Origin of the sequence: Burkholderia sp. GbtcB21, assembly GCF_019091065.1 — a bacterium.
In the GTDB taxonomy this organism is placed as follows: Bacteria; Pseudomonadota; Gammaproteobacteria; order Burkholderiales; family Burkholderiaceae; genus Burkholderia; species Burkholderia pyrrocinia_C.
Map to the genome: position 1 here is coordinate 25,654 of NZ_JAGXKA010000003.1, position 26,168 is coordinate 51,821.

23 protein-coding genes are annotated in these 26,168 nt (G+C 66.9%); 9 read left to right on the top strand and 14 right to left on the bottom strand.

Features of this window, described 5'->3' with window-relative positions:
• The first annotated feature begins 121 nt into the window (after window positions 1–121).
• The 3 genes from KVT39_RS08180 to KVT39_RS08190 are packed head-to-tail and all read left to right on the top strand — an operon-like array spanning window position 122 to window position 1,892.
• On the top strand, window positions 122–394 hold the full coding sequence (locus tag KVT39_RS08180; RefSeq protein ID WP_072438025.1) for a metal/formaldehyde-sensitive transcriptional repressor: 273 nt from the start codon (window positions 122–124) through the stop codon (window positions 392–394).
• A gap of 11 nt (window positions 395–405) precedes the next feature.
• Complete coding sequence (dmeF, locus tag KVT39_RS08185; protein WP_217588363.1) at window positions 406–1,704, top strand: CDF family Co(II)/Ni(II) efflux transporter DmeF; 1,299 nt, start codon at window positions 406–408, stop codon at window positions 1,702–1,704.
• A gap of 2 nt (window positions 1,705–1,706) precedes the next feature.
• Window positions 1,707–1,892: a DUF1289 domain-containing protein gene (locus tag KVT39_RS08190; RefSeq protein ID WP_152855903.1), complete on the top strand. Its 186-nt coding sequence runs from the start codon at window positions 1,707–1,709 to the stop codon at window positions 1,890–1,892.
• 159 nt (window positions 1,893–2,051) lie between these two features.
• Here KVT39_RS08190 and KVT39_RS08195 read toward each other — a convergent pair whose 3' ends face one another.
• Together KVT39_RS08195 and KVT39_RS08200 are read right to left on the bottom strand one after the other, a co-directional pair.
• Window positions 2,052–2,786: a polysaccharide deacetylase family protein gene (locus tag KVT39_RS08195; RefSeq protein ID WP_217588367.1), complete on the bottom strand. Its 735-nt coding sequence runs from the start codon at window positions 2,784–2,786 to the stop codon at window positions 2,052–2,054.
• Between the two features lie 143 nt (window positions 2,787–2,929).
• Window positions 2,930–4,075, bottom strand: coding sequence for a glycosyltransferase (locus KVT39_RS08200; protein ID WP_217588369.1), 1,146 nt, complete (start codon window positions 4,073–4,075; stop codon window positions 2,930–2,932).
• A gap of 536 nt (window positions 4,076–4,611) precedes the next feature.
• On the opposite strand from KVT39_RS08200, the gene KVT39_RS08205 reads away from it, so the two are divergent.
• From KVT39_RS08205 to KVT39_RS08215, 3 genes are all read left to right on the top strand, one after another.
• Entirely contained in the window at window positions 4,612–5,916 is a 1,305-nt protein-coding gene (locus tag KVT39_RS08205; RefSeq protein ID WP_175746948.1) for a dicarboxylate/amino acid:cation symporter, read from the top strand.
• Between the two features lie 540 nt (window positions 5,917–6,456).
• Window positions 6,457–8,391: an SMP-30/gluconolactonase/LRE family protein gene (locus KVT39_RS08210; protein ID WP_034181421.1), complete on the top strand. Its 1,935-nt coding sequence runs from the start codon at window positions 6,457–6,459 to the stop codon at window positions 8,389–8,391.
• Window positions 8,392–8,707: 316 nt separating this feature from the next.
• Window positions 8,708–9,565, top strand: a complete 858-nt coding sequence (locus KVT39_RS08215) for a peptidyl-prolyl cis-trans isomerase (protein WP_217588371.1) — start codon at window positions 8,708–8,710, stop codon at window positions 9,563–9,565.
• A 22-nt stretch (window positions 9,566–9,587) separates the two neighbouring features.
• On the opposite strand, the gene KVT39_RS08220 is transcribed toward KVT39_RS08215, so the two are convergent.
• The 9 genes from KVT39_RS08220 to KVT39_RS08260 all read right to left on the bottom strand — a co-directional run bounded on the left by KVT39_RS08220 (window position 9,588) and on the right by KVT39_RS08260 (window position 19,055).
• A complete protein-coding gene (locus KVT39_RS08220; RefSeq protein WP_217588377.1) occupies window positions 9,588–10,025 on the bottom strand; it encodes an N-acetyltransferase in 438 nt (145 codons plus the stop codon).
• Between the two features lie 43 nt (window positions 10,026–10,068).
• Complete coding sequence (locus KVT39_RS08225; protein WP_105393527.1) at window positions 10,069–11,025, bottom strand: hypothetical protein; 957 nt, start codon at window positions 11,023–11,025, stop codon at window positions 10,069–10,071.
• A gap of 238 nt (window positions 11,026–11,263) precedes the next feature.
• Window positions 11,264–12,286 carry a MerR family transcriptional regulator gene (locus KVT39_RS08230; protein ID WP_217588383.1) on the bottom strand — a complete coding sequence of 341 codons (1,023 nt, stop codon included), beginning with the start codon at window positions 12,284–12,286 and terminating at the stop codon, window positions 11,264–11,266.
• Between the two features lie 177 nt (window positions 12,287–12,463).
• On the bottom strand, window positions 12,464–13,423 hold the full coding sequence (locus KVT39_RS08235) for an amidohydrolase (protein WP_217588390.1): 960 nt from the start codon (window positions 13,421–13,423) through the stop codon (window positions 12,464–12,466).
• Window position 13,424: 1 nt separating this feature from the next.
• Entirely contained in the window at window positions 13,425–14,372 is a 948-nt protein-coding gene (locus KVT39_RS08240; RefSeq protein WP_217588394.1) for a YncE family protein, read from the bottom strand.
• 50 nt (window positions 14,373–14,422) lie between these two features.
• A complete protein-coding gene (locus KVT39_RS08245) occupies window positions 14,423–15,715 on the bottom strand; it encodes an MFS transporter (protein ID WP_131948211.1) in 1,293 nt (430 codons plus the stop codon).
• 126 nt (window positions 15,716–15,841) lie between these two features.
• Window positions 15,842–16,759, bottom strand: a complete 918-nt coding sequence (locus KVT39_RS08250; RefSeq protein WP_217588395.1) for a dihydrodipicolinate synthase family protein — start codon at window positions 16,757–16,759, stop codon at window positions 15,842–15,844.
• Between the two features lie 8 nt (window positions 16,760–16,767).
• Window positions 16,768–17,940 carry an L-rhamnonate dehydratase gene (locus KVT39_RS08255; protein ID WP_131948209.1) on the bottom strand — a complete coding sequence of 391 codons (1,173 nt, stop codon included), beginning with the start codon at window positions 17,938–17,940 and terminating at the stop codon, window positions 16,768–16,770.
• 59 nt (window positions 17,941–17,999) lie between these two features.
• Window positions 18,000–19,055, bottom strand: a complete 1,056-nt coding sequence (locus tag KVT39_RS08260) for a 4-hydroxythreonine-4-phosphate dehydrogenase PdxA (protein WP_217588396.1) — start codon at window positions 19,053–19,055, stop codon at window positions 18,000–18,002.
• Window positions 19,056–19,171: 116 nt separating this feature from the next.
• Here KVT39_RS08260 and KVT39_RS08265 point away from each other — a divergent pair, with 116 nt between their 5' ends.
• A complete protein-coding gene (locus KVT39_RS08265) occupies window positions 19,172–20,119 on the top strand; it encodes a LysR family transcriptional regulator (RefSeq protein ID WP_217588397.1) in 948 nt (315 codons plus the stop codon).
• 96 nt (window positions 20,120–20,215) lie between these two features.
• Here the strand turns inward: KVT39_RS08265 and KVT39_RS08270 are convergent, their stop codons facing one another.
• Window positions 20,216–21,490 carry an MFS transporter gene (locus KVT39_RS08270; protein ID WP_217588403.1) on the bottom strand — a complete coding sequence of 425 codons (1,275 nt, stop codon included), beginning with the start codon at window positions 21,488–21,490 and terminating at the stop codon, window positions 20,216–20,218.
• Between the two features lie 193 nt (window positions 21,491–21,683).
• Between KVT39_RS08270 and KVT39_RS08275 the strand changes: the two genes are divergently transcribed.
• Window positions 21,684–22,370 carry a hypothetical protein gene (locus tag KVT39_RS08275; RefSeq protein WP_217588405.1) on the top strand — a complete coding sequence of 229 codons (687 nt, stop codon included), beginning with the start codon at window positions 21,684–21,686 and terminating at the stop codon, window positions 22,368–22,370.
• Window positions 22,371–22,419: 49 nt separating this feature from the next.
• Here the strand turns inward: KVT39_RS08275 and KVT39_RS08280 are convergent, their stop codons facing one another.
• A complete protein-coding gene (locus tag KVT39_RS08280; RefSeq protein WP_217588413.1) occupies window positions 22,420–23,505 on the bottom strand; it encodes an ATP-binding protein in 1,086 nt (361 codons plus the stop codon).
• A complete protein-coding gene (locus tag KVT39_RS08285; RefSeq protein WP_217588415.1) occupies window positions 23,502–24,239 on the bottom strand; it encodes a response regulator in 738 nt (245 codons plus the stop codon). Before KVT39_RS08285 ends, KVT39_RS08280 begins: the two co-directional genes overlap by 4 nt.
• A 440-nt stretch (window positions 24,240–24,679) precedes the next feature.
• Here KVT39_RS08285 and KVT39_RS08290 point away from each other — a divergent pair, with 440 nt between their 5' ends.
• Window positions 24,680–26,164 carry an FAD-dependent oxidoreductase gene (locus KVT39_RS08290; protein WP_217588433.1) on the top strand — a complete coding sequence of 495 codons (1,485 nt, stop codon included), beginning with the start codon at window positions 24,680–24,682 and terminating at the stop codon, window positions 26,162–26,164.
• The last annotated feature ends 4 nt before the right edge of the window (window positions 26,165–26,168 follow it).

The window sequence follows — 26,168 nt, forward strand, 5'->3', positions numbered from 1 at the left end:
GCGGTCAGGCACCGGTGGTTCGCAGCTCAAGCTCACCTTTCGTCTCGCTGAATATACCCCGCCCCCCTATAGGGAAAATCCTTTCCGGATATACTCCCCCCCGGTATATCAAAGGATCGCCATGAGCCACACCGTCAAGGAAAAGCAGAAGCTGCTGAATCGTGTCCGCCGGATCAAGGGGCAGGTCGAAGCCATCGAACGCGCGCTGGAGGAAGAGCGCGGTTGCAACGAAATCCTCCAGCTCATCACGAGCGGCCGCGGTGCGATGAACGGCCTGCTCGCGGTCGTGCTCGAGGATCACATCCGCAGCCATCTCGTCGATGCCGAGGGGCACGAGGACGAGGGCAGCGCGACCGAGCAGCTGATCGAAGTCGTTCACAGCTACTTCAAATGATCGAGGCAGGGATGAGCGACTTCAGGAACGACGCCTTCGGCGCAGGGCACGACCACATCTTTCTCGGCGCCGCGCACGAACAGAACGAACGCAGGACCTGGATGGTCATCGGGCTGTGCGCGGCAATGATGGTGGTCGAGATCGTCGGCGGGTCGATTTTCGGCTCGCTGGCGCTCATCGCGGACGGGTTGCACATGTCGACGCACGCGGGCGCGATGCTGATCGCCGCGCTCGCGTACACGTACGCGCGCCGGCATGCGAGCGACCCGCGATTCGTGTTCGGCACGGGCAAGCTCGGCGACCTGGCAGGCTTCACGAGCGCCATCGTGCTCGCGATGATCGCGCTGCTGATCGGCTATGAAGCGGTTGCGCGTTTGCTCGAGCCCGTTCCGATCCATTTCGGCGAGGCCATTCCGATCGCGGTTGCCGGCCTGCTCGTCAACATCGCGAGCGTCTGGCTGCTGAGCGGCGACCACCATGGGCACGGGCACGGGCACGGGCACGGGCACGGTCATGGGCATCACCACGGGCATGGGCACGACGATCACGACCATGACCACGACGAGGTGACGCACAAGGTCTTCGACCAAAGCGGCGCGTTCTTCGTGTCGATCTTCGAAGACGGCGTGCCGCCGGTGTTCCGGATCTCACCGGCGATCTCCGGCACGACGCTCGGCGACGTCACGGCTGCATCGATCACGACGATTCGTCCGGACGGTACGCGGCAGGCGTTCGCGATGAGCGTGCGCGGCGCATGCCTGGAGTCGGTCGAGAACATTCCCGAGCCGCATGAATTCACGGCGATTGTCCGGTTGAACGGGCGCGAGCACGAACTCGCATTCGACGAGCACGACCATGGCGCGTCCGCGGCGGCGGCGCGCGATCACAACATCCGTTCGGCCTACGTCCACGTGATTGCCGACGCGGCGGTCTCCGTGCTGACGATCGTCGGGCTGCTGCTCGCGCGCGCGTTCGGCTGGCTCTGGATGGATCCGCTGGCAGGCATCATCGGCGCGCTGGTGATCGCGAACTGGTCATACGGATTGATGCGCGACACCGGCGGCATCCTGCTCGACATGAGTGCGGACCGTCGGTTGGCGGACAACGTGCGCAGCGCAATCGAAGGCGGCGGCGACACGATCAACGACCTGCACGTCTGGCGTCTCGGGCCGGGGCACATGAGTGCGGTCGTGTCGGTGGCGACGGACGACCCGAAACGGGATTCGCGCTTCTATCACGGCGTGCTGCAGCGGTTCAAGGATCTGTCGCATGTCACCGTCGAAGTCGTGCCGGCGACGCGGGGGCAATAAGCATGGCGGTCAAATCGCCCTGCATCGACGTGTGCTCGTTCGACGGCAGAACGGGCTACTGCGTGGCTTGCCTGCGAACGCGGGACGAAGCGCGCGCGTGGAAGAAGATGACGGACCATCGGCGCCACCAGATCGTGAACGACCGGGCCCGGCGGCAGGCAAAACTCGCGCGGGAAACATCGGACTGATCGCGCACGCGCGGCGATCGCGGCAAACGCGGCGGCGACGGCCGCGATCCGGAAGACCTTGCCTCGGTAAAGGCATCGATCCGTGCGCAGGCGTCGGGCCGATCGAACTCGGTGCCGACGCTTCACCCTTTCGCTATGGCACAAGCGCTGTTCCCGGCGCTACCCGCGCTTGCGCACCCGCCACCGCGCACACTTGAACAGCAGCCGAAGCGCACCGACACCGCCCGCCACCGGAATCCGCGGCAGCAGAAACGGATCGTCGGACGCGTCGGCGCAACCGCGCCGGGTCGTCGTCGCATTGCCGTACCCGGCGGCGGCGACCTGGTCGCGGACGCGCGCGTCCAGATCGCCGTACGGATAGCAGAACGATTCGACGCGCCGGCCGCTCAGCGCTTCGAGCTGCCGCTTCGATTCGATGACCTGAAGGTCCGACACGTGCGCCGGCACGTACGACAGCGCGACGTGATCGAGCGTATGCGAGCCGATTTCATGGCCGTGATCGCGCCACGCGAGCATGTCCTCGCGCGTCATCAGCGGCGAGCGTGCGGTATCGGCGCCCGCATCCCAGTCGTTCTCGCCGCCGAACCGGCCGGCGACGAAATAGCAGGTCGCGGTGAACCCGAGCTCGTCCAGCACGGGCATCGCATGCGTGAGCACGTTGAGAAAGCCGTCGTCGAACGAAATGCCGAAGACTTTTCCGCTGCGCTCCCCGCGCAGATACGGCTGCAGTTCGCGCACGCTCAGGCCGCGGTAGCCGAGCCGCCTGAACAGCGTCATCTGGCGGCGGAACGCGTCGGGCGCGACGCTCAGGCCGCGTAGCCGGTCGGGCGGCGGCGGCAGCGGGCGTATCTGGTGATACATCAGGATCGGATAGCGCGTGGCGGACAGAAGCATCGGCGGATCGTGACAAGACAAGGGTTACGCGTCCTTGCGGAAAATCCGCAGGGTCTTGAAGTCGCCGACCTCGACGAAGTGCACGTCGCACGGGCACTCCTGCGTCCGCAGGTCCCAATACTTCTTCCAGATATTCATGGCCATTACATGGACCTCAGGGACGCCACCCAACGATACGGGTTGTGTCGAATCGATTTCTGATAGACGGACAGCGTCGCGTCGACGAATCTGTCGAACGAGAACTCACGCTTGCCTTTCAGCCGCGCGCTGCGTCCCATCGCGCGGACGCAGCCGGGCTCGCGCACGATCGTGCGCAGGATCTCGCCGATCGCTTCGGGCTCGCGCGGCGGAACGACCCATCCGTCCACGCCCGGCTCGACGTTTTCAGGCAGCCCGCCCACGCGCGTCACGATAGCGGGGCAGCCCAGCGACATCGCTTCGCGGCACGCGTACGACAGGCTCTCGTGGTACGACAGCACGAACGACACGTCGATGATCGAGAACGGCGCGCATATGTCGTCGACCCGTCCGGTGAATACGGTGCGCGACGTCATGCCGTGCCGCGCGATCTGCTCGCGCTGGTCGCAGGACGGCTCCGCACCGACCAGCAGCACGCGAAACCGCTCGCGCTCGTGCTCGGGCAGGCGGCCGAGTGCCGCGATCAGGTCCATCCAGCCTTTTTCCGGCGCGGTGCCGGCGCTGCTGCCCAGCACGATCGCGTCCGCGCCGGACGGCCCGAACAGCGCGACCTTGCGGCGGCGGATCTCGTCGCTCGCCAGTCGTTCCGCGGCCTGCCTGCGCACGCCGTGCTTGACGACCGTGACGTTCCCGTACGGCGACCGGAGCGCGAGCATGCTCGCGACATAGTCGCTGACCGCGATGGTGTGGTCGGTTGCGAGCCGTGCACGCAGCAGGTTGCCGAAGCTGTCGGCGCGATACGTGTTGTGCTTGGTGAGCACGACCGCGGGCCGGTGCCGGCACCCGAGCAGCGCCAGCATCACCTGCCGGTGATCGGCGGACCCGTTGACGTGAACGACGTCGAAGCGCTCGGCGACGATCCGCTGGCGCAGCCGCACAAGCTCCTGGCACAGCCGGTTCCAGCGCGGCTTGAATTCCATGTCGAAGATGGCCACGTCGGGGCTGTCCTTCAGCAGCCGCGACAGGCGGCTTCCCTCCGGCGACGCGACGGTTACGCGGTGATGCCGGCTCATCGCGGCGGCGAGATCGCGGACGTAGGTATCCTGGCCGCCGCCGTAGTCGCCGTGGAAGTTGGTGTACAGAATGTTCATCACGATGCCGATTTTTCCCGTTCATTCATTGGGAGGACTGCTTATCAAGCGAACGACTCGCCCCGTCTCGAAAAAAGGCTCGAACGCGGCTCCGCATTCCCGACTCGCGATTGCGCATTGCCGCTCGGGCGTTACGGCAACGCGAATCATTTCGAAATATTACATAGAGGTTACGTCCGGTAGTGTCGAGGTCTGCGCATCTTTGTGTGAATGTGTCGCGATCGTCTTCCCGTGTCGTCGCGGGCCGGCACGGGCGGCCTGTCCGTCGAGGTCGCGGCGCTCGATGGCCGCTCGCGCCGTTCGGCCGGATCGCGACAGAACCCGCTTTTACGGCGGCCGCATGGACGCGGATCAACCCCTTTGCTTTCAGATTTGAAAGCCGGTGCGTCATTTGCGTTAGAATGCCCCCCCTGTCCGCCATGGCGACCGCCGGAAGCGGGCCTGTCGCATGCATGGCGACGTGAGTTCCGATTCGCAGCCGGACGCGAATGATTTTCCAGCCGTTAGAAGCACACGCTCTGTAATTTGGATTGCTAATGAAGAAGAAGCACAACATTACCAAGTACATCGTCGTCGCGATGATTCTTGGTATCGCAGTGGGTTACGCGTGCCATAGCGCGTTTCCCGACCCGAAGATGGCCAAGGAAGTCGCCGGCTACGTGTCGTTGCTGTCCGACGTGTTCCTGCGATTGATCAAGATGATCATCGCGCCGCTGGTATTCGCGACGCTGACCGTCGGCATCGCGCAGATGGGCGACGGCGGCGCGGTGGGCCGCGTGGGCGTCAAGGCGTTCGGCTGGTTCTTCATCGCGTCGTTCACGTCGTTGCTGCTCGGCCTGCTGACCGCGACGATCCTGCAGCCGGGCAGCCACCTGAGCCTGCCGTTGCCGGCGTCCGACGCGGCCCTCAACCTGAAGACGGGCGCATTCACGCTGAAGGATTTCGTGGTTCACCTGGTGCCGAAATCGATCGCCGAGGCGATGGCGAACAACGAAATCCTGCAGATCGTCGTGTTCTCGATCTTCTTCGGCACCGCGCTGTCCGCGCTCGGCGAAGCGGGCAAGCGCCTGACCGGCGTGATCGACGATCTCGCGCAGGTGATGCTGAAGGTGACGGGCGCGGTGATGTGGTTCGCGCCGGTTGCGGTGTTCGCGGCGCTGGCGTCGACGATCACGACCGAAGGGCTCGGCATCCTGCTCACGTTCGCGAAGTTCATGGCGAGCTTCTATCTGGCGCTGGCGCTGCTGTGGGGCGTGCTGACGCTCGCCGGCGTGACGTTCCTCGGCAAGCGCGCGTTCACGCTGATCCGGCTGATCCGCGAGCCGTTCCTGCTGTCGTTCGCGACGGCGAGCTCCGAGGCCGCGTATCCGAAGCTGCTGGACGCGCTCGACCGCTTCGGCGTGAACCGCAAGATCTCGAGCTTCGTGCTGCCGATCGGGTACTCGTTCAACCTCGACGGCTCGATGATGTACTGCACGTTCGCGGTGCTGTTCATCGCGCAGGTGTACGGCATCCATCTGCCGCTGGGCACGCAGATCACGATGCTGCTGATGCTGATGGTGACGTCGAAGGGGATGGCGGGCGTGCCGCGCGCATCGCTGGTCGTGATCGCGGCGACGCTCAACCAGTTCAACATGCCCGAAGCGGGGTTGCTGCTGATCATGGGCGTCGACATGTTCCTCGACATGGGGCGCTCGGCCACCAACGCCGTCGGCAACTCGATCGCGGCTGCCGTGGTCGCGAAGTGGGAAGGGCAGCTCGACGCGCCGCGTGACGACGACGATCCGGACGGAGGGCGCGTCATGCAGGTGAAGGTGCCGGAGACGTCGGCATCGGCATGATGCGTGGCAACGCGGCGGCGGCGGCGCATTGCCTGCTCCGCGATCAATGACGATCGCCGGCCTGGATTCGAAACGGATTCAGGCCGGCGATTTGTTTTGTGGCAATGATTCCGCATTACGTGCGGTAGCTTTTTCCCGATTCGCCGGAAACGGTATTCGCGGTTTCAATCTTTCGTCGTTGAACAAGCGGCGATATTCCCGCAGGCGAACGGCCTGATTTCCCCGGTTTTCCCCATTCTCGATCGAGCGCGCAAGTGAACATTCACTGTCGCACCGCAGCGCCCGCTGTCGGGGTGCCTGATTGCCACGGGCGATGCGATCGAAGCCGATTCGGCGAAAAGCGCCATGGCACGGACGGTCCGCAATTTTTTTCGATTTATATAACGCTATTCTCGCCCTGCTCATTATCGAACGCATGCCGCACGTAATACCGACTGCGCCGGATGATTCAGCGGAACAATTTACGCATCGCGGATTTCAAGCCATCCGGCCGTCCGTCCCCTCATGTGAATGTTTGCCCCATTCAGGAGAGCATCAGTCATGGTCGCTGGAAAACGTATTCAGGCTGCGCTTCTTGCCGCAGCAATCGCCGCGATCGCGCCGGCCGCTCACGCAGGCAACACCACCGACTGGCTGGCGAACACGTACGGCACGCTCGCGGCCCACGTCGGCAACGTCGCGCGTTCGATGTGGGTTGCGCCCGAGGGCGTGATCTACACGGCGTCGATGTGGGACGAAGATGAAGGCGGCGTCGCGATCTATCAGAACGGCAAGAGCGTCGGCTCGATGGGCGCGCATTCGGAATTCCAGGGCAGCGCGATCACGGGCAACGCGACGTCGCTGTTCGTCGCGCTGCAGCCCGGCAAAACCTACGGCAGCGGCGCGGTCGGGCGGTACAACCGCGCCACGAAGTATCGCGACCGCGTGATCCAGATCAGCGCGGCGACCAACCAGCCGCGCATCGACGTCGTCACCGGGCTCGCGACGGCCGGCTCGCTGCTCTATGCGAGCGACTTCTACGGCAATCGCGTGCGCGTGTTCACCACCGACGGCGTCTGGCAGCGGGACATCAACGTGTCGGCGCCGGGCGCGCTCGCGGTGGATGGCGCGGGCAACGTGTGGGTCGCGCAGAAAAGCGCGGGCTCGGTGGTCGGCTTCAGCCCGGCCGGCGCGCTGCTGAACACGATCCGGCTGCCGGCCGGGTCGAAGCCGTCGGCGCTGTATTTCGATGCGGCGGCCGGGCAGCTCATGGTGGGCGACGAAGGCCCCGACATGAACATCAAGCGCTATACGGTGTCGGGCCGGCCCGCGCTGGCCGGCACGTTCGGCGTGCGCGGCGGTTATCTCGACACGACGACGGGCATCAAGGGGCAGGTCGGCGCGAAACGCTTCACGCGCGTCGCCGGGATCGGCAAGGACAGCGCCGGCAATCTCTATGTGCTCAACAACCCGTGGGGCGGAAGCTGGGATCTCGGCCGCAACGGCGCCACCGACATTCATGCGTACGGCAGCGCCGGCAGCCTGCGCTGGACGCTGCAGTCGCTGAACTTCGAAGGCATCGCCGCGCCGGACCCGGTCACGGACGGCGCGCTGTTCTACGGTGGCACGCATGTATACAGCGGCAGCGCGGGCGGCACGTTCGTCGCGAACACCGTCGATCCGTTCACGTACCCGTCGGATCCGCGCATCAACATGAGCGACACGCAGCGCGACGAGCATTTCGGGCTGCTCACGTCCGTCGGCGCGAACCGGATCCTCGTCGCGGCGGGCCAGAACCCGCCGGTCTTCTACTTCTTCCATTTCAACGCGGCGAACGGTTATATCGCGATTCCGGACGGATCGATTCCGGGCCCCGCATTCAACACGACGCAGCGCGTCACGAGCGGGTTCAGCATCGACAGCAAGGGCGGCGTGTGGGCCGGCCTCGACAAGACCGGCGCGATCTACCACTACCCGCTGACCGGTTTCGACGCGAGCGGCAAGCCGTCGTGGGGGCCGGGCGTCGCGACCCGCGTTCCCGCCAGCATCCAGCCGCTGACGCGCATCGTCTACCTCGCGGACAGCGACACGATGGTGCTCGCGCAGGGCGCGGTCGGGACCAACGACTGGACGTCGATCGGCACGCGCATCGAGGTGTATCACGGCTGGAGCGCGGGCAACACGACGAAGCCGGATCCGGTGATCACGCTGCCGCACAGCGGCGCGAAATCGATCGATGCGGCCGGCAACCACCTGTTCGTCGGCTACTGGTTCAGCAGCAGCGGGCCGCTGTGGCCGAACGTCGACGCATTCAACCTCACCACCGGCAATCTCGACACCACGCTGGTCAACGCGAGCCCCGCGACCGTCGATACCAGCAGCGCGATCGATGCGATGTACAGCATTCGCGCGTACCGCCGATCGAACGGCGAGTATGTGGTGATGAAGAACAACGTGAAGGGGAACAGCATCACCGTGTATCGGTGGACGCCTTGACGGCGGTGCGGCCGGTTGCGGTGACGCATGCCCGTCGCCGTTTCGGCTGGCGGCGGGAATTCGTCGTACCGCGATCGTCACTGCTTGCGTGATGAACGGCGCGCGCAACGCGCGCTTCGCCGCCTTCGGCGGCCGCCCCTAACCTCCCGACGCGCAAACGCGGTTCCGTGCACAATGATAGCGGCACGGGCGGAGGCTATCTGTGCTCGAGATGATGAACCTGAACGACTGTACGGTTGCGTCGGCGTGTGGCAACGCCGGTGAACCTGCGCGGCATACCCCATGCCGCGTTTTCCAAGCACGAAGCGACCAAACGATGAAGATGAAAACGACACCGAACCGCCTGTTGCTGATTGCCGTGCTGGCCGGCGCGCTGAGCGGTCCTGTTCACGCCCAGACGGCGGCTGCGTCGCAGCCGTCCGGCGCGACGGCAACTGTCGCGACCGTCAACGGCACGGCGATCACGCAGGCGGACGTCGATGCGGTGCTGCGCGCGTCGGGGCAGCCCGACTCGCCGCAGATCCGCGACGCGATCAAGCAGCAACTGATTACGCGCTTGCTGGTTCAGCAAGCCGCGGAGAAAGCAAACTACGCGGACAAGCCTGAGGTCAAGGCAGCGATCCAGCAGGCGAAGACGAATGCCGAGGTGCAACTGTACGTGCGAGACAACGTGAAGCCCGAGCCGGTGACCGACGAGCAGGTCAAGGCGCGCTACGACGCGCTCGTCGCGGCGCTCGGCAAGAACGAGTACAAGCCGCGGCTGATCGTCGTCAGGGATCCGGCGACGGCCGCGACCGTGCTGAGCGAGCTGAAGTCGGGCAAGTCGTTCGACGGGCTGGCGCGCCAGTACAGCATGGCGCCGAGCCGCGATGCCGGCGGCGAGCTGCCGTGGGTGAGTTTCAACACGCCGGCGGCGGAAGGCAAGACGGGCGGATTGCCCCTGCCGATCGCGCAGGCGCTCGAGAAATTGACGGTCGGTGCCGCGACGAAGGATTCGATCCCGGTCGATGGCGTGCGCGCCATCGTGAAGCTGGATGCGAAGCGGCCGACGCAGGTGCCGGGCTTCGAGACTGCGAAGCCGGTGCTTCAGCAGCAGCTGCAGGCGATTGCGGTCGAGAAGGCGAGTGCGCAGATGATCGGCAAGTTGCTGAAGGACGCGAAGATCACGCAATAACGCGGCGTCGATCTGTGATGCGTTACGCGCGCCAGACGAGGCTCGCACTCGTTTCTGTTTCCGATGCGGGCCGAAAGCCGAGCCGTTCGTAGAGCCGCCGCGCCGGATTGCCGTGCAGCACGCTGAGCGATACCGGCACGTTCTCGCGTGCCGCGTCGGCCAGCAGTTCGCGCAGCACGGCCTCGCCGATGCCCTGGCCCTGGCGGGCAGGGAGGATCTGGATCTGATGGACGTGCCATGCGCCGGCGGCGCGCGTCACCTTCAGCAAGCCGATTGCATCGGCGCCTTCGCAGACGATCATCGCGTCTTCGAAGTGCGCGCGGATGCGCCGGTCGTGCGCTTCGTCGTCGGTGGGTGCGCCGACCCGTTGCAGGTGCCCGGTCATCGTGAGCCGGCGGAGGGTCAGCAGGAAGGGGAGATCCTCCAGGGAGGCAGGGCGCAGGTCGATCGCCGGTTTCATGATGGATGACGGGTTGGGTTGGGCGCCTGGCCTTCGACGCGGATCAAAGGCCGGGCAACTGAATCTGCAGGCCGGCCGGACGATGTTCGAGGACATCCGTGACCTCGTATTCGGTTTTTGCGCCGTCCGAGGTTTGCCACTGCTGCATTCGGACATTGCAGACGAGCACGTCCCCCTTGCTGAAGCTGATCTGGCTGTTGTTCACGCGCGACAGGAAGCGGGTATCCGTGATCGCCGCGTGAATCGTCGATGAGCCGTCGTACAGTCGCCACTTGTTGTCGTCCTTGAACGCGAGCGACACGATCGAGAATGCCATCTTTCGATGCTCGTCGAGAAGGAGCGCATCGGCTTGTTCGGGCGCGAGAAACCACGCGATCTCGTTGCGGGTGACCGTCTCGATGATTTCCGTATCGGTGCCGGCCGCGAACATCACGATGCCTTCCCGCGCGAGCGGCGCAAGGACTTGTGCGGTTGCGTTGCGAACGCGGACGTCGCGCAGCAGGGTGAGGACGGGCAGGTCGATCTCGAGTTCGTCGCCGTCGACGTGCAGCACCGCGGTGTGGTCCTGCATCCGCACTTGCCGGATCTCGCGCCCGCGCAGCCATTTGAGGACGGCGAAGAGCCCCTTTCTTGCCCGGGGCGCGGCGATGCCGAGCGCGGTCAGGATCGTGACCGCATTGGCGAGCGCCGTGCCTTCGTTGCCGCTCAGCATATCGCGCATGCGGCCGAGCAGCGATGTCGCGAGCGTGAAGTCGATGCCGAAGCTGCCGGTCTTGAAGCTGCCGCGCACGTTCACCTGCGGCCGAACCTGATCGCCGCACAGCGCGCGGGTCGACGCGTCGAGCAAATCGCCGATTGCAAGCAGCGCGGGTGCAAGTTCGCGCACGTCCATCTCGGACGATTCGAGCGCGGGCCCGTCGTACGTGACGCGAAATCGGCTCATTGCATCGAAGGGGCCGATATCGGCCGGGCCGGTACTGCTTCCATTGCGTGTGGACATGCGGAATGTTGGCTGGAGACGTGGACGATACCTGAAACGAACGCTTTCGGACGCCTTTCATGTTAGGCGTGATCGACCGGCTGCGCGCGATTTTGGCCGTCCGGCCAAGACGACACGCTGACCTGTCCTGATAGCGCCCGGCAAACAACGAACTTTTCCGATACTTTCCCCGGTCACAATCGCCAGCTTGCGGGCGCGCCGAACGCGCTTGTTGCCGGCACAGCGAACGGATGGCGGATCACGCCACTTCCGGTCGACGCGCGATCCGCTCCCGGATCTCGGGCGACGCAAGGCACGTGGCAACCGCTTCGTAGCCGGGCGCGCCCGGGTAGGGCGCCACGCGCGAAGGCGGGCTGTGATTGGCCGGGCACAGGATGATGGTTTCGTTCGGGCCGACCGCCGACAGGTCGAGAATTGCCGACGAGCGCGTCAGCAGGAACAGCGGCCGCATCCCGGCGCTCGCGTGCTCGCGCAGATGGGTGATCAAAGCGTGTTGCGTGGGCCGGTCGAGATCCTGTTCGATCATGTCCACGACCAGCGCGCGCGGGCCATCCGCTTCGAGACTGGCGAGCAGTGCAGTCAACGCCGCCGAAAGCGTCGCACCGCTGGCGGCAAGCGTGGCCGATGCGCGATCGACGCGCGACTTCAATTCCGGATCGACGCGCAACGCATCGCATGCGGCAGCGCCGCCGTTTTTCAGCCGATCAAGGCTCACGAACGCGGCGCCTGGCAGCGCGTCGGCCAGCCGAAGCGCCAGCCGCGTCTTGCCGCTTCCGAGCGAGCCGATGATGTAGTTCAACGGCCGGATATCGCGACATTCGAACCACTCGCCGCCCCACGGCCACGGCAGGCTGAACGCGACGCCGGCGCCGGTATCGTCGAGCAGCCGCGTCAGTTCGCCGTCGGCGGGCATTCGGCCGCGCGCAAGGCCGGCGCGGATCGAGCGCACGCTGTCGACCTTGCGCACGAGATCCTGAATGCCGTGCTCAAGCACCGCTTCGTGAGCGGCCAGCGCGTCGTCCAGGCTGCGTGCGTCGCCATCGAGCACGTTCGCCACCTGTGCCAGACTGAGGCCGAGCGCTCGCAGTGCCGCAATGTCGGCCGCGCGTGCGAGGTCGTCCGGGCCATAGGCACGGTATCCGGCAGGCGTTCGCTCCGGTGTCACGAGACCGTGCTGTTCGTACAGCCGCAGCGCTTTGACCGATACGCCGAGCTGCGCGGCGGCGGCCGATGCGCTCAAACGGGGCGTGGACGTACCCATCCGTCACCTCTCTCTGCTGTCGATTCGTTGCGCTCAGCATAAAGGCGACCCCAAGGGCCGGGTCAAGCACGATTACGCGCGAAGGATCGAATACGCGAGCGCGCTGCCACTTGGTCGCTGGCCGCGGCCGGGCGCCATGCCCGATCGACGGGATCGGGAAAGGCGCGGAAAGGCAGCTTATCCGCGAGCTGTCCGGGATGGCCCATCGAGCGCAATCCGGTAAACGCGCACCGCGTTGTCATGCCAGATCGCGCGGCGTGCCGCGTCGTCGAGGTCCGCCATCGCGCGGGCGAACGTGCGCAGCAGCGCGGGATAGGACACGCGCAGGCCGGCCACCGGAAAGTTACTGGCGAACAGGCAGCGCTCCCAGCCGAAGATCGCGATCGTGTCGCGGATGATCCGCGCGTTGTCCGCGTCGTTCCACGCGGCGTCGCGCAAGCCGAGTTCGGAAATCTTCACGACCACACGCGGCGATGCCGCGAGCGCTTCCATGCCGCGGCGCCAGCGCGCGAGCCCTGCGTCGGAGCGATCCCACGGCAGCCCGGCGTGTTCGAGCACGACGTCGACAGCGGGTGCATCGGCGAGCAGCGCGGCCGCGTCGCCGAGATGCCAGAACGGCACGCGCAGATCCCAGCACAGGCCGTGCGCGGCGACGCGTTCCAGCGCGGCCGGCCAGCGCGGATCGTGCAGCGTGCCGGGCCCGTCGACGGGCGCATCCGGCGACGATGCGGTGCACGGCTTGAAGCGCACGCCGCGCACGCGCGGCCACGCGGCCTGTTCGGCGAGCCGTTCGTCCGCATCGCCGGCCAGCAGGTCGACCCACGCGACGACGGCCGACGGCAACCCGTGCGCTGCCGCGACCTCGTGCAGCCAGCGCGTTTCCGCCAGTGCTTCGTCGCGTGCGCGTTCGGCCTCGACGTGCACGCTGGCGACGATCGGCGCGCGTTGCGCCGCGCGCCGGAAATCGTCCACGCCGAAATCGCGGCACAGTGCCGCGTAATCGCCGAACATGAAGCGCGCGGGATCGTAGTGTGTCTGCAGCCACGGATAGTGCGCGCCCGCATCGAGCCGCCACAGGTGGTGATGCGCATCGACGAGCGCATCGGGCATGCCGTCGGGCGGCGATCCGTCGCGCATGTCAGCGTGCTCCCGCGAGCACGTACGATGCATCGGGCTCGCGCAGCGTCGCCAGCGCGCCGACGAAACGCCAGGTTTCGAGATCCAGTTCGCGCACGTAGTCGTCCTGGAACGACACGTAGGCGACGCGTCGCGACGGATGGAACGACAGTGCGGTCGGGTTCGCGGGCAGCGCGATGCGTTCGATTTCCTCGAGCTGGCGTGCATCGAACACGGAGATCGACCGTTCGCCCGAATTGGTCAGCAGAAGCAGGTCGCGGCCGTCCGGCGCGCTGGTCCGGTAGATGCGGTTCGGATCGCTGCGCGTCTTCACGCGGCGGCCGCAGGTCATCGTCTCCGTGTCGATCTCGACCAGCGTGTCGTCGCCGCGATTCGCGACGAACAGCGTGCGCTCGTCGGCCGACAGCGCATTGCCTTCGGGGCGCGGGCCGGGCATCACCGCGCGCGGCGCGACCGTCGCATCGCGCGGATGGAACTGCGTAACCGTGTTCGACAGCAGGTGCACGCCGTACGCGCGGCTCGCGTCGCGCGTGAGCGTCACGAGGTGCGTCTTCACGCCGCCGGACGGCACGGCCATGTTCGGCACGGGTTGCCGGGTCGGCTCGTCGAACACGAGCAGCATGTCGTGCGCCTCGCTCATCGCGTACAACCGACCGTCGCGGTCGCTCGCCATGCCGTGCGGCCGGTAGTACGGCCACAGGTCGAGCATGCGCGTGTGCGTGCGCTCGACGAGGTCGATCTCGGCGATCCGGTGGTCGCCTTCATGGCCGCGCGTCCACGCGGTCTCGATCCCGAAGATGCCGACGTACGCGTAGCGCTCGTTCACGTCGACGGTGAACTCGTGCGGGAAGTTCGGCAGCACGATGTGCTTGAGCGCGGCTTTCGTGTCGAGGTCGTAGAAACTGAAGGTATGGGCGCATTTCTGCACCAGCAGCAGGATGTCGTTCAAGGTGTGTCTCCGTTATTTCGTTCGCAGGCCTGCATATCGGGTATCAGGGCTCAGTCCTCGCAGCGCTTCGGCAGCGTCAGCGCGAGCAGGCCGGCCACCGCGAGCGTGACCGCGAGGCTGAGCACGCCGGCCGCCGCGCTCACGTGCTGGGTCAGCACGCCGACCGCATACGGGCCGCAGAACCCGCCGAGATTGCCGAGCGCATTGATCAGGCCGCGCGCGCTGCCGGCCGTCTCGACGCTGCACAGCTTCGGCGGAATCGCCCAGAACACGCCGGCGGCCGCCTGCAGGAAGAAGCCGCAGCCGATCAGGAACGCGAACGATACGGCCATCGACGCGTGCGTGAGCACCGACAGCGCGAGGCACGCGGCGAAGCCGACGAGCGGCAGCAGCACGAACAGGCGGCGCTTGCCGGTTCGGTCAGACAAATACGACGTGACGAACATCCCGATCACCATCGCGACATACGGCAGCATCGCGAGCAGGCCGACCTTGCCCATTCCGCCGTGCGTGAGGTTCTTCAGCAGCGTCGGCAACCACATCGTATAGCCGTAGATGCCGACCTGATAGCAGAAGTTGATCGCGATGAGCAGCCAGATCGTCGGGTTGCGCAGCATCTCGCCGAACGATGCGGCAGCCGGCGTGCCGGCCGCGCGCTTGCGTTCCTGCTCGTCGCGCAGCGCGTCGAGGATGTACGCCTTTTCGCGCGGCGACACCCAGCGCGCGGTCTCCGGGCCGTCGTCGGCGAGCAGCATCCACGCGACCAGGCACAGCAGCGACAGTGCGCCCGCGCTGTAGAACAGGTGGCGCCAGTCGTACGCGGCGAGGATGAAGCCGGACAGCGGCGCGGTGATCATGCCGGCGAGCGGCACGAACATGATGACCATCGCATTCGCGCGGCCGCGTTCGCGGTCGGGGAACCAGTGGCTGACCATCGTGAGCACGACGGGCAGCATGCCGCCCTCGGCCACCCCGAGCAGGAAGCGCAGCGCCAGCAACTGCCAGGTATGCGTGACGAGCCCGGTCAGCACCGACAGCACGGCCCAGCTCACGAGCGACCACGCGATGAATGTCTTGCCGCTGCCGAGCGCCGCGCGCCGGCCGCCGGGAATCTGCAGGAACAGGTAGCCGAAGAAGAAGATGCCGCCGGCGAGGCCGGCCATCGTCGCGTCCATGCCGAGCTCGGCGTTCATCCCGCCGGGCATCGCGAACGCGATGTTCACGCGGTCCATGTAGGAAATGATGCAGGCGAGCAGCAGCGGCGGAATCACGCGCAGCCAGCGGCGGCGCGGAATGGCTTCGCCGGCTTCGTATGCCGGGGTGGTGGGGTTCAACAGGGTCATTGTGTCTCCGTCCAGTTCGGGTAGTCGGCCGCGGCGGCCTTCTGATGGGCCGCTGTCTCGCCGTGGTGGCCGGCAGGTGCCGGCCGCCGATGCGCAACGCGTTTGCGTCGCGCGTGCTTTCGATCTCTAGCGTCCCCAGCGCAGCACGAGCGGGTCGAGCCGCCGCGCCGTATCGAGCAGCCCCGCACGCACCTGCGGATGCAGCTCGGGCCACGGCGCGCGCGGCCGGTCGCACGCGATCACGCCGCCTTCCTGCATCAGCGCCTTCGCGGTCAGGAAGCCCGACTGACGGTTCTCGTAGTTGATCAGCGGCAGCCAGCGCGCGTACTGCTCGCATGCTTCATCGCGGCGCCCGGCGAAATACGCGTCGGTGATCCGGCGAATCCCGTCCGGATAACCGCCGCCCGTCATCGCGCCGGTTGCGCCGGCGTCGAGATCGGCGAGCAGCGTGATGCCTTCCTCGCCGTCCCACGGCCCCTCGATCGCGTCGCCGCCGAGCGCGATCAGCTCGCGCAGCTTCGACGCGGCGCCGGCCGTCTCGATCTTGAAGTACGACACGGCATCGATCTCGCGCGCGAGCGTCGCGAGGAACGACGCGGTGAGCGCGACGCCGCTGGCCGGCGCGTCCTGGATCATCAGCGGAATGCGGAGCCCGTCGGCCGCCTCGGCGAAGAATGCGCGAACCTGCGCTTCGGGCACGCGGAACGTCGCGCCGTGGTACGGCGGCATCACCATCACCATCGCCGCGCCGAGCGCCTGTGCGCGCCGGTTGCGTTCCGCGCAGATCCGCGCGCTGAAGTGCGACGTCGTGACGATCACCGGCACGCGGCCCGCGACGTGCTCGAGCGTGGTGCGCGTGATCAGGTCGCGTTCGTCGTCGCCGAGCGCGAACTGCTCGGAGTAGTTCGCGTGGATGCAGAGGCCCTGCGAACCGGCATCGATCATGAAGTCGAGGCAGCGGCGCTGGCCGTCGAGATCGAGCGCGCCGTGCGCGTCGAAGATCGTCGGCGCGACCGGAAAGACGCCCTGGTAGCGTGCGTTCATGGCGGGCCTCACTCGACGATGTCGAACTGGTCGAGGAATTCGGTCTTCAGCGTGAGGCCGAGACCCGGCACGTCGTCGCGCAGTTGCAGGAAGCCGTTTTCGGCTACCGGCTCGCCGTCGAAGATGTAATAGAACAGCTCGTTGCCGACCTCGACGTCGAACATCGGGAAGTATTCGCTCATCGGCGACGCGAGCGTGCTCATCGTCAGGTGATAGTTGTGCATCTGGCCCGCGTGCGGAATCACCGGCACGCTGTACGCCTCGCACAGCGCGTTGATCTTGTGCGCCATCGTGATCCCGCCGACGCGGTTCGTGTCGTACTGGACGACCGACACGGCCTTGCGGTCGAGCAGCTGCTTGAAGCCGTACAGCGAGAACTCGTGCTCGCCGCCGGAGATCGGAATGCGCGTCAGCTGGTTCAGCTCCGCGTAGCCGTCGATGTCGTCGGCGATCACCGGTTCCTCGAGCCAGCGCGGCTGGTATTTCTCGAGCTTCGGCAGGATGCGCTTCGCGTATTCGAGGTTCCAGCCCATGTAGCACTCGAGCATCAGGTCGTTGTCGTAGCCGATCACCTCGCGGATCGCCGCGACCGACTTCAGGTTCTCGATCACCCCCTGCTGCCCGTGCGCGGGCCCGTAGCCGAAGCGCATCTTGAACGCGCGGAAGCCTTCCTTCAGATACTGCTGCGCTTCGTCCTGCATCGCCTTCAGGTCGGTGCGGTAGAGCTTCGAGTAGTAGCAGGGGATCTTTTCCTTGGTGCGGCCGCCGAGCAGCTTGAACACCGGCTTGCCGACGCTCTTGCCGAGGATGTCCCAGATCGCGATGTCGACCGCCGAGATCGCCGCCATGCCGATGCCCTTGCGGCCCCACGCGTGGGTGGCGCGATACATCCGCTGGTTCAGGTATTCGTAGTCCCACGGATCATGGCCGATCACGAGCGGCGCGAGGTACTGGTCGATGATGACCTTCGCGACGTGCGGCGCGAGCGCGACGTTGCCGAGGCCGACGATGCCGTCGTCGGTCTCGACTTCGACGACCGTCCACGAATGGAAGCGGAACGTGCTCATCGTTTCCTGAGGCGCGTACAGCAGATCCATCGCATTCGAGCAGAAGTTGCCCTGCGGCGGGACGGTCTTTCCTTTCCACTGGAATACGCGTGCGCGCACGGACCTGATTTTCATGATGGTGTCTCCGAGAATCGATGTTGTCGTGTGTGAAAGGCGGGAGGCCGGCGTGGCCGTCACGCCGGAACAGCGGGGGTGCGGCGCGCGGCGCCCATCCGGCACGCGATCTGCAGCGCCTGCCAGGTGGCGCCGACGTCGGCCGTGCCGCGGCCGGCGATGTCGTACGCGGTGCCGTGCGCGGGCGTCGTGATCGGCACGGGCAGCCCGCCCTGCACGGTCACGCCGCGCGAGAAGCCGAGCAGCTTGATCGCGATCTGCCCCTGGTCGTGGTACATCGTGACGATCGCCTGGTAGTCGCCGGCCTGCGCCTTCAGGAAGATCGTGTCGGCGGGGAACGGGCCGTGGAACGGCGCGTCGGTCGGCCAGTCGCGCGACTGCAGCTGGCGCACCGCGGGCTCGATGATGTCGACTTCCTCGCGGCCGCAACTGCCGCCGTCGCCGCCGTGCGGGTTGAACGCGGCGATCGCCACCTTCGGCGCGGCGACGCCGTTCGCGAGCAGCGACCGGTAGATCAGTTCGGATGCCTGTTCGATCCGCTCGATGCTCAGGCAGCCCGCCGCGTCCTTCAGCGGGATATGCGACGAGATGCGCGCGGTCCACAGTTCGCCGAGCGTGTTGAATTCGCAGAAGTAACCGGTCACGCCGAGCGCTTCGGCGAAGTGGTGCAGTTCGTCGTCGTGGCGCAGCCCGCCGAGCTTCATCGCGTACTTGTTCAGCGGAGCGAAGCAGATCGCGTCGATGTCGCCGGCGAGCGCGGCGTCGAGACACCGGTCGAGCACGGCGAGCGTCGAGCGGCCGCCGTCCGCGCCGGCCTGGCCGACCGTGACCTGCGCGGGAACGACCGTATCGACTTCGACGAACGCGGCGCGCGCGGTCGACGGCCGGCCGCGCACCGCGGCCAGCGAAGCGACGGGTTCGACGGCGACCTGCACGCCGGCGACGCGCTGGCCGGCTTCCCACAGCCAGCGATCGCCGATCAGCACCAGATTCGCATGAGCGGTGGCATCGGGCCGCGCGAGCAGTTTCGCGATCAGTTCGGCGCCGATGCCGGCGGGGTCGCCGAGCGTCAGCGCGACGACGGGCAGGGGGGCGGCGGTCGAGGGGGTGTTCATGCTGCGTCTCCGGTGGCGGCGCGTGGCCGTTCGTTGTATGGGGTTGATGCTAGGTAGACGGAATGAGTCGGTAAATTGAAAACTCTTGATGAATCGATAACCTGGAGTAATCAAAAATGGGCTCGATCGACAGACGAGACTCGACCCCGCAGTTGCTGAACCGGCTGCGCATGCGGCAGATCGCGCTGTTGCTTGCCGTGGACGAATGCCTGACGCTGCGCGCGGCAGCCGAGCAGATGGGCCTCACGCAGCCGGCCGCGACGAAGATGCTGGCCGAACTGGAGAGCGCGCTCGGCCAGCGGCTGTTCGATCGCATCGGGCGCGGGCTCGTGCTGAATCCGGCCGGCGAGCGCGTGCTCGGTTATTTCCGCGGGATCCGCGGCAGCATGGAGGCGCTGAACCGCGAGCTCGGCGAACTGCAGCTCGGCAGCGCCGGGCGGCTGGCGATCGGCAGCATCATGGCCGCGTCGCCGGGGCGGCTCACCGAGGCGCTGGTGCAGCTGAAGGCGCGTTATCCGCTGCTCGCGATCGACATCGCGGTCGACACGAGCGACCGGCTGATGCCGCAGCTTCGCGAAGGCGTGCTCGAAGTGGTGATCGGCCGCAACGTCGGGGCCGATTGCGACTTTCGCGTGGTCGACGACGAGGCGCTCGCGATCATCGCGGGCCGCGACCATCCGCTCGCGGGCGCCGGGCCGGTGGGGTTCGATGCGCTGCTCGATTACACGTGGATCCTGCAGCCGGCGGGTAGCCCGGCACGCGAGGTCGTCGAGCGCGAGTTCCATGCGCGTCACCAGCCGATGCCGCGCGGGCTGGTCGAAACGGGCTCGATCCTGACCACGATGAACCTCGTCGACCGTTCGACGATGCTCGGCGTGATTCCGCTGACGGTCGCGCAGCGCAACGCGGAGCACGGGCTCGTCGCGATCATCGACTACGCGCTCGATCAGAAGCTGCCGTCGTACGGCAGCATCGTGCGGCGCGACCGGCCGCTGAGCATCCCCGCGCAGCAGTTTCTCGCGCTGTTTCACCGGGAGGGTGGCGAGGAGGATGACGGCGCTTGACGGAGCGGTTTGCCGGCTGTGCCGATCACGCGTCGCGGAACGTGGCGATGCGTGATGGCGGTGCGGGCGGCACGGGTGAAGTCATGGCGAGCCGGTTTAGTGCGCCGACGGTGCGACGGGCGCCTCGGCGAGCGTCGGCATCGATGCCGACAGCGTGCGGTCCGGGCGAATCCGCAGCGCGGCGACGATGCCGATCAGCAGCATCGCGACCGATCCGATGAACGGCACCGTCCAGCTGCCGGTGCGGTCGACGAGATAGCCGAACAGGATCGGCGACAGGATCCCCGCGATCGCGGAACCGGCGTTCATCATCCCGCTCGCGATGCCGGCGTGGATCGGCGCGATGTCGCTCGGCACGGCCCAGATCGGCCCGATCGTCAGTTCGAGGCACAGGAACGACCCCGACAGGCACAGTGCGATGCCGGCCGTGGAATGCACGAACGCGAGCGGCAGCAGGCAGGTGAGCGCGCCGGCGAAGCTCGTCACGATCACGCTCTGGCGCGACAGCGCGAGGTTGCCGGTCTTCCGGTAGATCCGGTCGCAGAGCCAGCCGCCGAGCGTGTCGCCGACCACGCCCGCGAAGAACACGCCGGACGCGAACAGCGCGGTCGATTTCAGGTTCAGGCCCTGGCCGTTCAGGAAGAACGTCGGCAGCCACGTGAAGAACAGCCAGGCGGTCCAGCCGTAGCAGAAGTAGACGAAGATCGTCGGCGCCATCCGGCGCAACAGCGGCCCCCACGGCGTCGGGCCGGACGGTGACGCGGGGCGGGCGGCGGCGCGTGCGTGGCCGTCGTCGTCGCCGAGCGGATGCTCGCGGAAGCCGACGACCCACCATACGAGCCATACCAGCGTCACCGCGCCGATCACGAAGAACGCGGCGCGCCACGACAGCCACGTCATCAGCGCGGCGACGATCGGTGGCGTGACCGCGTTGCCGAGCCGCGAGAACGAATGCGTGAAGCCTTGCACGACGCCGCGCCGCTCGCGCGGGAACCAGTGCGTGATCGCGCGGGCCTGGGCGGGCAGCGTCGCACCTTCGCCGATGCCGAGCAGCAGGCGCGCGGCGAACAGCAGCGTGAGACTGTGCACGAGCCCCGTCGTGAAGGTCGACACGACCCAGATCAGCCCGCAGCCGATCAGCGTGATGCGGGCGCCGAACCGGTCGGCGATCCAGCCGCCGCCGATCTGGCAGATTGCATACGAATACGCGAACGCGGAGAATGCGACGCCGAGCTCGGTGTTCGACAGGCCGAGCTCGGCCTTGATCGCGCCGGCCGCGGTCGCGAGGTTGACGCGGTCGACGTAGAGGATGAACGAAAGCGCGCACAGCAGCCACAGTGTGTGGCGCCGTTGACGGTGGTCGTTAGGCATGTGTCTCACTCCATTCGCGTGCGCGGCGTTGCAATGACACCGCGTTCACTGGCGGGGCCAGCATCGCGCGGCGGCGGAGGCACCGTCTAATGAATCTTTGGGATCAATCGATAACCTGAGGTATTCATTTGTATTTCGGTCGGGCGCGGGTAACGCAGTGCTGGTGGCGCAACGGAACTCCACGGGTGAGACATTGACGGACAACGAAGAACTTTCGCTACACCGGGAGAGCCGATTCTGGCAGCTGTCGCCGGTGAAATGGTGGATCCAGGGGCACGGTCGCGGCGGCTATTCGTTCCGTCTGCTGCTGGTTCCGCTGGTCATCGTGTTCGTGCTCGAATTCGTCTGCGTGATGTTCGACGCGCTGTACAGCGGCATCGTCGTCAGCGCGGTTGCGACGCTGTTCCTCGGCATCGCCGGGTTCTTCGGCGCGCAGCGCGAATGGCTGGTGACGTCCGCGGCCGCGCGCGCACTCGTGAAGGCGCGCATGAAGAAGGCGGCCGAACGGTTCTCGTCGCTCGGAGTGGGCGCAACCGTGCTTGCGATCTTCGTCGCGGCAACGTCGCTGTCGCTCGTGATGTCGGGCCAGCCGATGCTCGACAGCGTGTCGAAGGACGCGGTGTCGATCTTCATCGCGCTGGTGTTCCTGCCGGTGTACGTGTCCGGCGCGGTGCGCAAGCTGGCGATTGCGCGGATCGAGGAACTGGAGGCGCTGCGCAACGCGACCGTCGGCACGCAGCTGAAATTCGACCGGGCCGGCGCCGTGCGCGCGGTGGTGGTGCAGGGCGCGGCCGGGAAGGGGACGGTGTCCGTGACGGAGTACACGGTGCTCGGGTTCAGCCCGCCGCTCGAACAGGTCGGGCGCGAACCGCGCGCGTGATCGCGGGAACGCGGCGCCGGCGCAAGCCCGTTATTGGCCGGAACAGGCCCTAAGCCGGGAACCGCTCGCTGTCGGGCGCCGGCACGAGGTTGTCGGGCCACTGCACCTCGAACCGCGTGCCGCCGGCGCCCGTCGGCACGCAGATCGCCTCGCCGTGGTGCGCATGCGCGATCGCCGCGACGACGGCGAGCCCGAGGCCGGTGCCGCCGGGCCGCGACTCGTCGACGCGCCTGAATGCCTTGAACACGTGCGGCGCGAAATCGGCCGGGATGCCGGGGCCGTCGTCTTCGACACGCAGCCGGCACATCCCGTGTTCGATGCGCGTCTGGATCCGGATCGCGCCGGGCACCGCATGGCGGCGCGCATTCTCCAGCAGTGCCAGCAGCGCCTGGCGGAGGCGGACCGGGTCGCAGCACATGCGCCGCGGGTCGAGATCGAGCACCGGCTGCTGGCCGGCGGCCTGCAGCGCGTGTGCGAACACGTCGACCACGGCGCGCACGTCGGCGGCAAGATCGGTTTCGCGAATCTCGATGCTCAGGTGGCCGCTATCGGCGAGGCTGACCACGCGCAGATCCTCGATCAGCCGCGTCAACCCTTCGACCTGTGCGAGCAGGCTGCGGTAGAGCGCTTCACTCGGCGTGAACACGCCTTCGGCGAGCCCTTGCAGCCGCCCGCGCAGCACGGTGACGGGCGTGCGCAGTTCGTGCGCGATCGCGGCATTCCAGAACGTCTGCTCGTCGGTCACGCGCTGCAGTTCGCTCGCGAGCGCGTTGAAATTGTCGGCGAGCCGCGCGGCTTCGTGCAGCGAGCGGTCGCCGGCGACGGCGCGCGCGCCGAGATCGCCGCGCGCGACGCGGCGGATGCCGTCCGTCACCGAATTCAGCGGCACGAGGATGCGCCGCGACAGGTTGACCGCAACGATGATCGAGATCACGAGACCGACCAGCGCGGTCGAAGTGATCCACACCCACTCCGGCCCGGTCGGGAACCAGCCCGTCTGCTTGAAATCGTCCGGCCAGTAGGTGTACAGAACGTAGTAAAACGCGTAGGCCGTCACGACGACCAGCAGCGTGACGCCGAACGCGATCGCGCCCATCGCCAGCGCGATCTGGCGGCTCAGCCCGTCGAGTTTCAATCTCCGCTCCACAGCTTGTAGCCGACGCCGCGCACGCTCACGGGCACGCCCGCGACACCGAGATCGTCGAGTTTCTTGCGCAGCTTGCTGACGTGGCTGTCGACCGTGCGCTCCAGCGCATCGCCTTCCGGCAGGCAGGTGGCCATCAGCTCGGCGCGGCTGAACACGCGCCGCGGCGCGCGCGCGAGCTGCGCGAGCAGCTTGAATTCGGTGAGCGTCAGCACGAGCGTGTGCCGTGTGCTGCCGACCTCGACCGTCGCTTCGTGGTGTTCGAGATCGATCTCGAACGGCGCGGCGCGCAGCACGCGCTGTTCCTCGTGGCGCGAGCCGGCCATAGAACGGCGCAGCACGGCCTGCGCGCGCGCAACGACTTCGGCGGGATTGAACGGCTTGACCACGTAGTCGTCGGCGCCGATGCGCAGCCCGGTCAGCTTGTCGATGTCCTGGTCGAGCGCGGTCAGCATGATGACGGGCGTGTCGCCGCGATGGCGGATCTCGGCGAGCACCTTCCAGCCGTCGACGTGCGGCATCTGCACGTCGAGCAGCACGAGGTCGGGCTTGAGCGACAGGTGGAGTTCGAGCGCGCGGCGGCCGTCGGTGGCGTGTACGGTGCGCAGGCCGCTGCGCGCGAAATAGGCGATCAGGATCTCGGCGATCTCGGGTTCGTCCTCGGCGATGAGGACGAGCGCCTGGGCGCCCTGGCCGGCGCCGGAAGATGAAGAAATATCGGGCATGGCCACTTGTTCAGATCCATCGGGGTTCCATCGAGCCGCCATACTACCGCACGGGCTGTTCCATCGAACGTAGACATCGGGCGCCACCGATCCGCATCGTGCGCGCCGTCTTTCACAGACCTTTCAGAATCGGCACGATTCGCATCGCGACAGGGGAATACCCTGTCTTTTTTTTTCAATCTTGTTTTATGTATCATGACCTAACTTTTGCAACATTTACTAATTCAGGGGGCCGGCAAATCCTTATCGATACAAGGAAATACGGCACGCGTACAGGCAGGAATGCGAACTGGATCGCACACCGGAATCGAGGTGGGCGGGCCGGCGGCAGGTGAAGCGGAACGAGGTCGCATCCAGTCGTCAGATCCCGCGCGAGCGATGGCCGCGTGCCGCCGAGGCGGCCGCCGCTCGCGCCATTTGCAGGCGGTAACCAACACATCATGTCCAGGAAGTCATCCACCAGCGGGTCGGCCGACATGCAGCGCAGGCAGTGGCTCAAGGTCGCGGGCGCGTCCGTCGCGGCGGGCGGGCTTGCGCTCGGCACGGTGCGGGCGAAGGCCGATGCGGTGCCTGCCGCCGGCAACGACGGCGACGTGCTCGATGTCGCGATCGTCGGCGCCGGGCTTGCCGGCCTGACGGCCGCGCGCGATCTGCGCTACGCGGGCTGCGAATCCTTCGTCGTGCTCGAGGCGCGCGATCGCGTGGGCGGCCGCACGCTCAATTACGACGTGGGTGGAGGCTATGTGACGGAAGTCGGCGGCCAGTGGATCGGCCCGGGCCAGACGGCTGTTGCGGATCTCGCCCGCGAGCTGGAAGTGGGCACGTTCCCGAGTTATTACGCAGGCAAGACGGTCATTCTCGGCGGCGACGGGCGCGCCGAGATCGACCTGCAGGGCACGTTCGGCACCGACGAGGCCGTCGCGGCGAAGCTCAGCAGGCTGTCGCGCGACGTGCCGTCGGCCACGCCGTGGACGTCGCCGAAGGCCGGCGAACTCGACCGGCTGTCGGTCGGCGACTGGCTCGCGCAGCAGGGCATCAAACCCGAAGACCGGATGGGCTGGAACGCGTCGATCTCGCTGTCGGGCGGCGTTGCGCCGGCGAAGATGGGGCTGCTGCATTTCCTGTCGATGATCAATTCCGCCGATTGCGATTACGCGCAGCTCGACTCGATCAAGCACAGCGCGCAGGAAACCCGTTTCGTCGGCGGCTCGCAGATCCTCAGCACCCGGATGGCGCAGCAACTGGGCGACAAGGTGCGCCTGTCGTCGCCGGTGCGCCGGATCGTCGGCTGGGATCGCGACGTCGTCACGTTGCAGACCGATCGCGGCACGGTGCGCGCGAAACAGGTCGTGATGGCGCTCCACCCGGCGCTGTGCCATCAGGTGCAGTTCGACCCGCCGCTGCCGGAAAAGCGCAGCGCGCTGCAGCGTGCGTGGCCGGCCCATTCGCCGGCGCGCAAGACGGCGATGGTCTACCGCCGCCCGTTCTGGCGCGACAAGGGCTTGAACGGCCACCTTTTCCAGACCGACGGGCCGATCTTCTGGGCTTATGACAATTCGCCGCCGGGCGGCGAAATCGGCGTGATCAACGCGTTCGTCCGGAATGCGCTGGTGCCGTCGGACCCGCAGGCCGCGAAACAGATGCACATGGATCTGTACGCGCAGGCATGGGGCGACGACGCGCGCGCGCCGGTGTCGTACCACGATCGCGACTGGGGGCTCGCCGACCCGTGGACGCTCACGTGCGTATCGGCAATCCCGCCGGGCTTCTGGAGCGCGCACGGCGAAGCGTTGCGCGCGCCGTGCGGCAACCTGATCTGGTCGGGCACCGAGACCGCGAACATCTGGGCCGGCTATATGGACGGCGCCGTTCGCTCCGGTCACCAAAGCGCGCTTCAGGCGCTCAACGCACTGCGTCGCGCATAGGAGA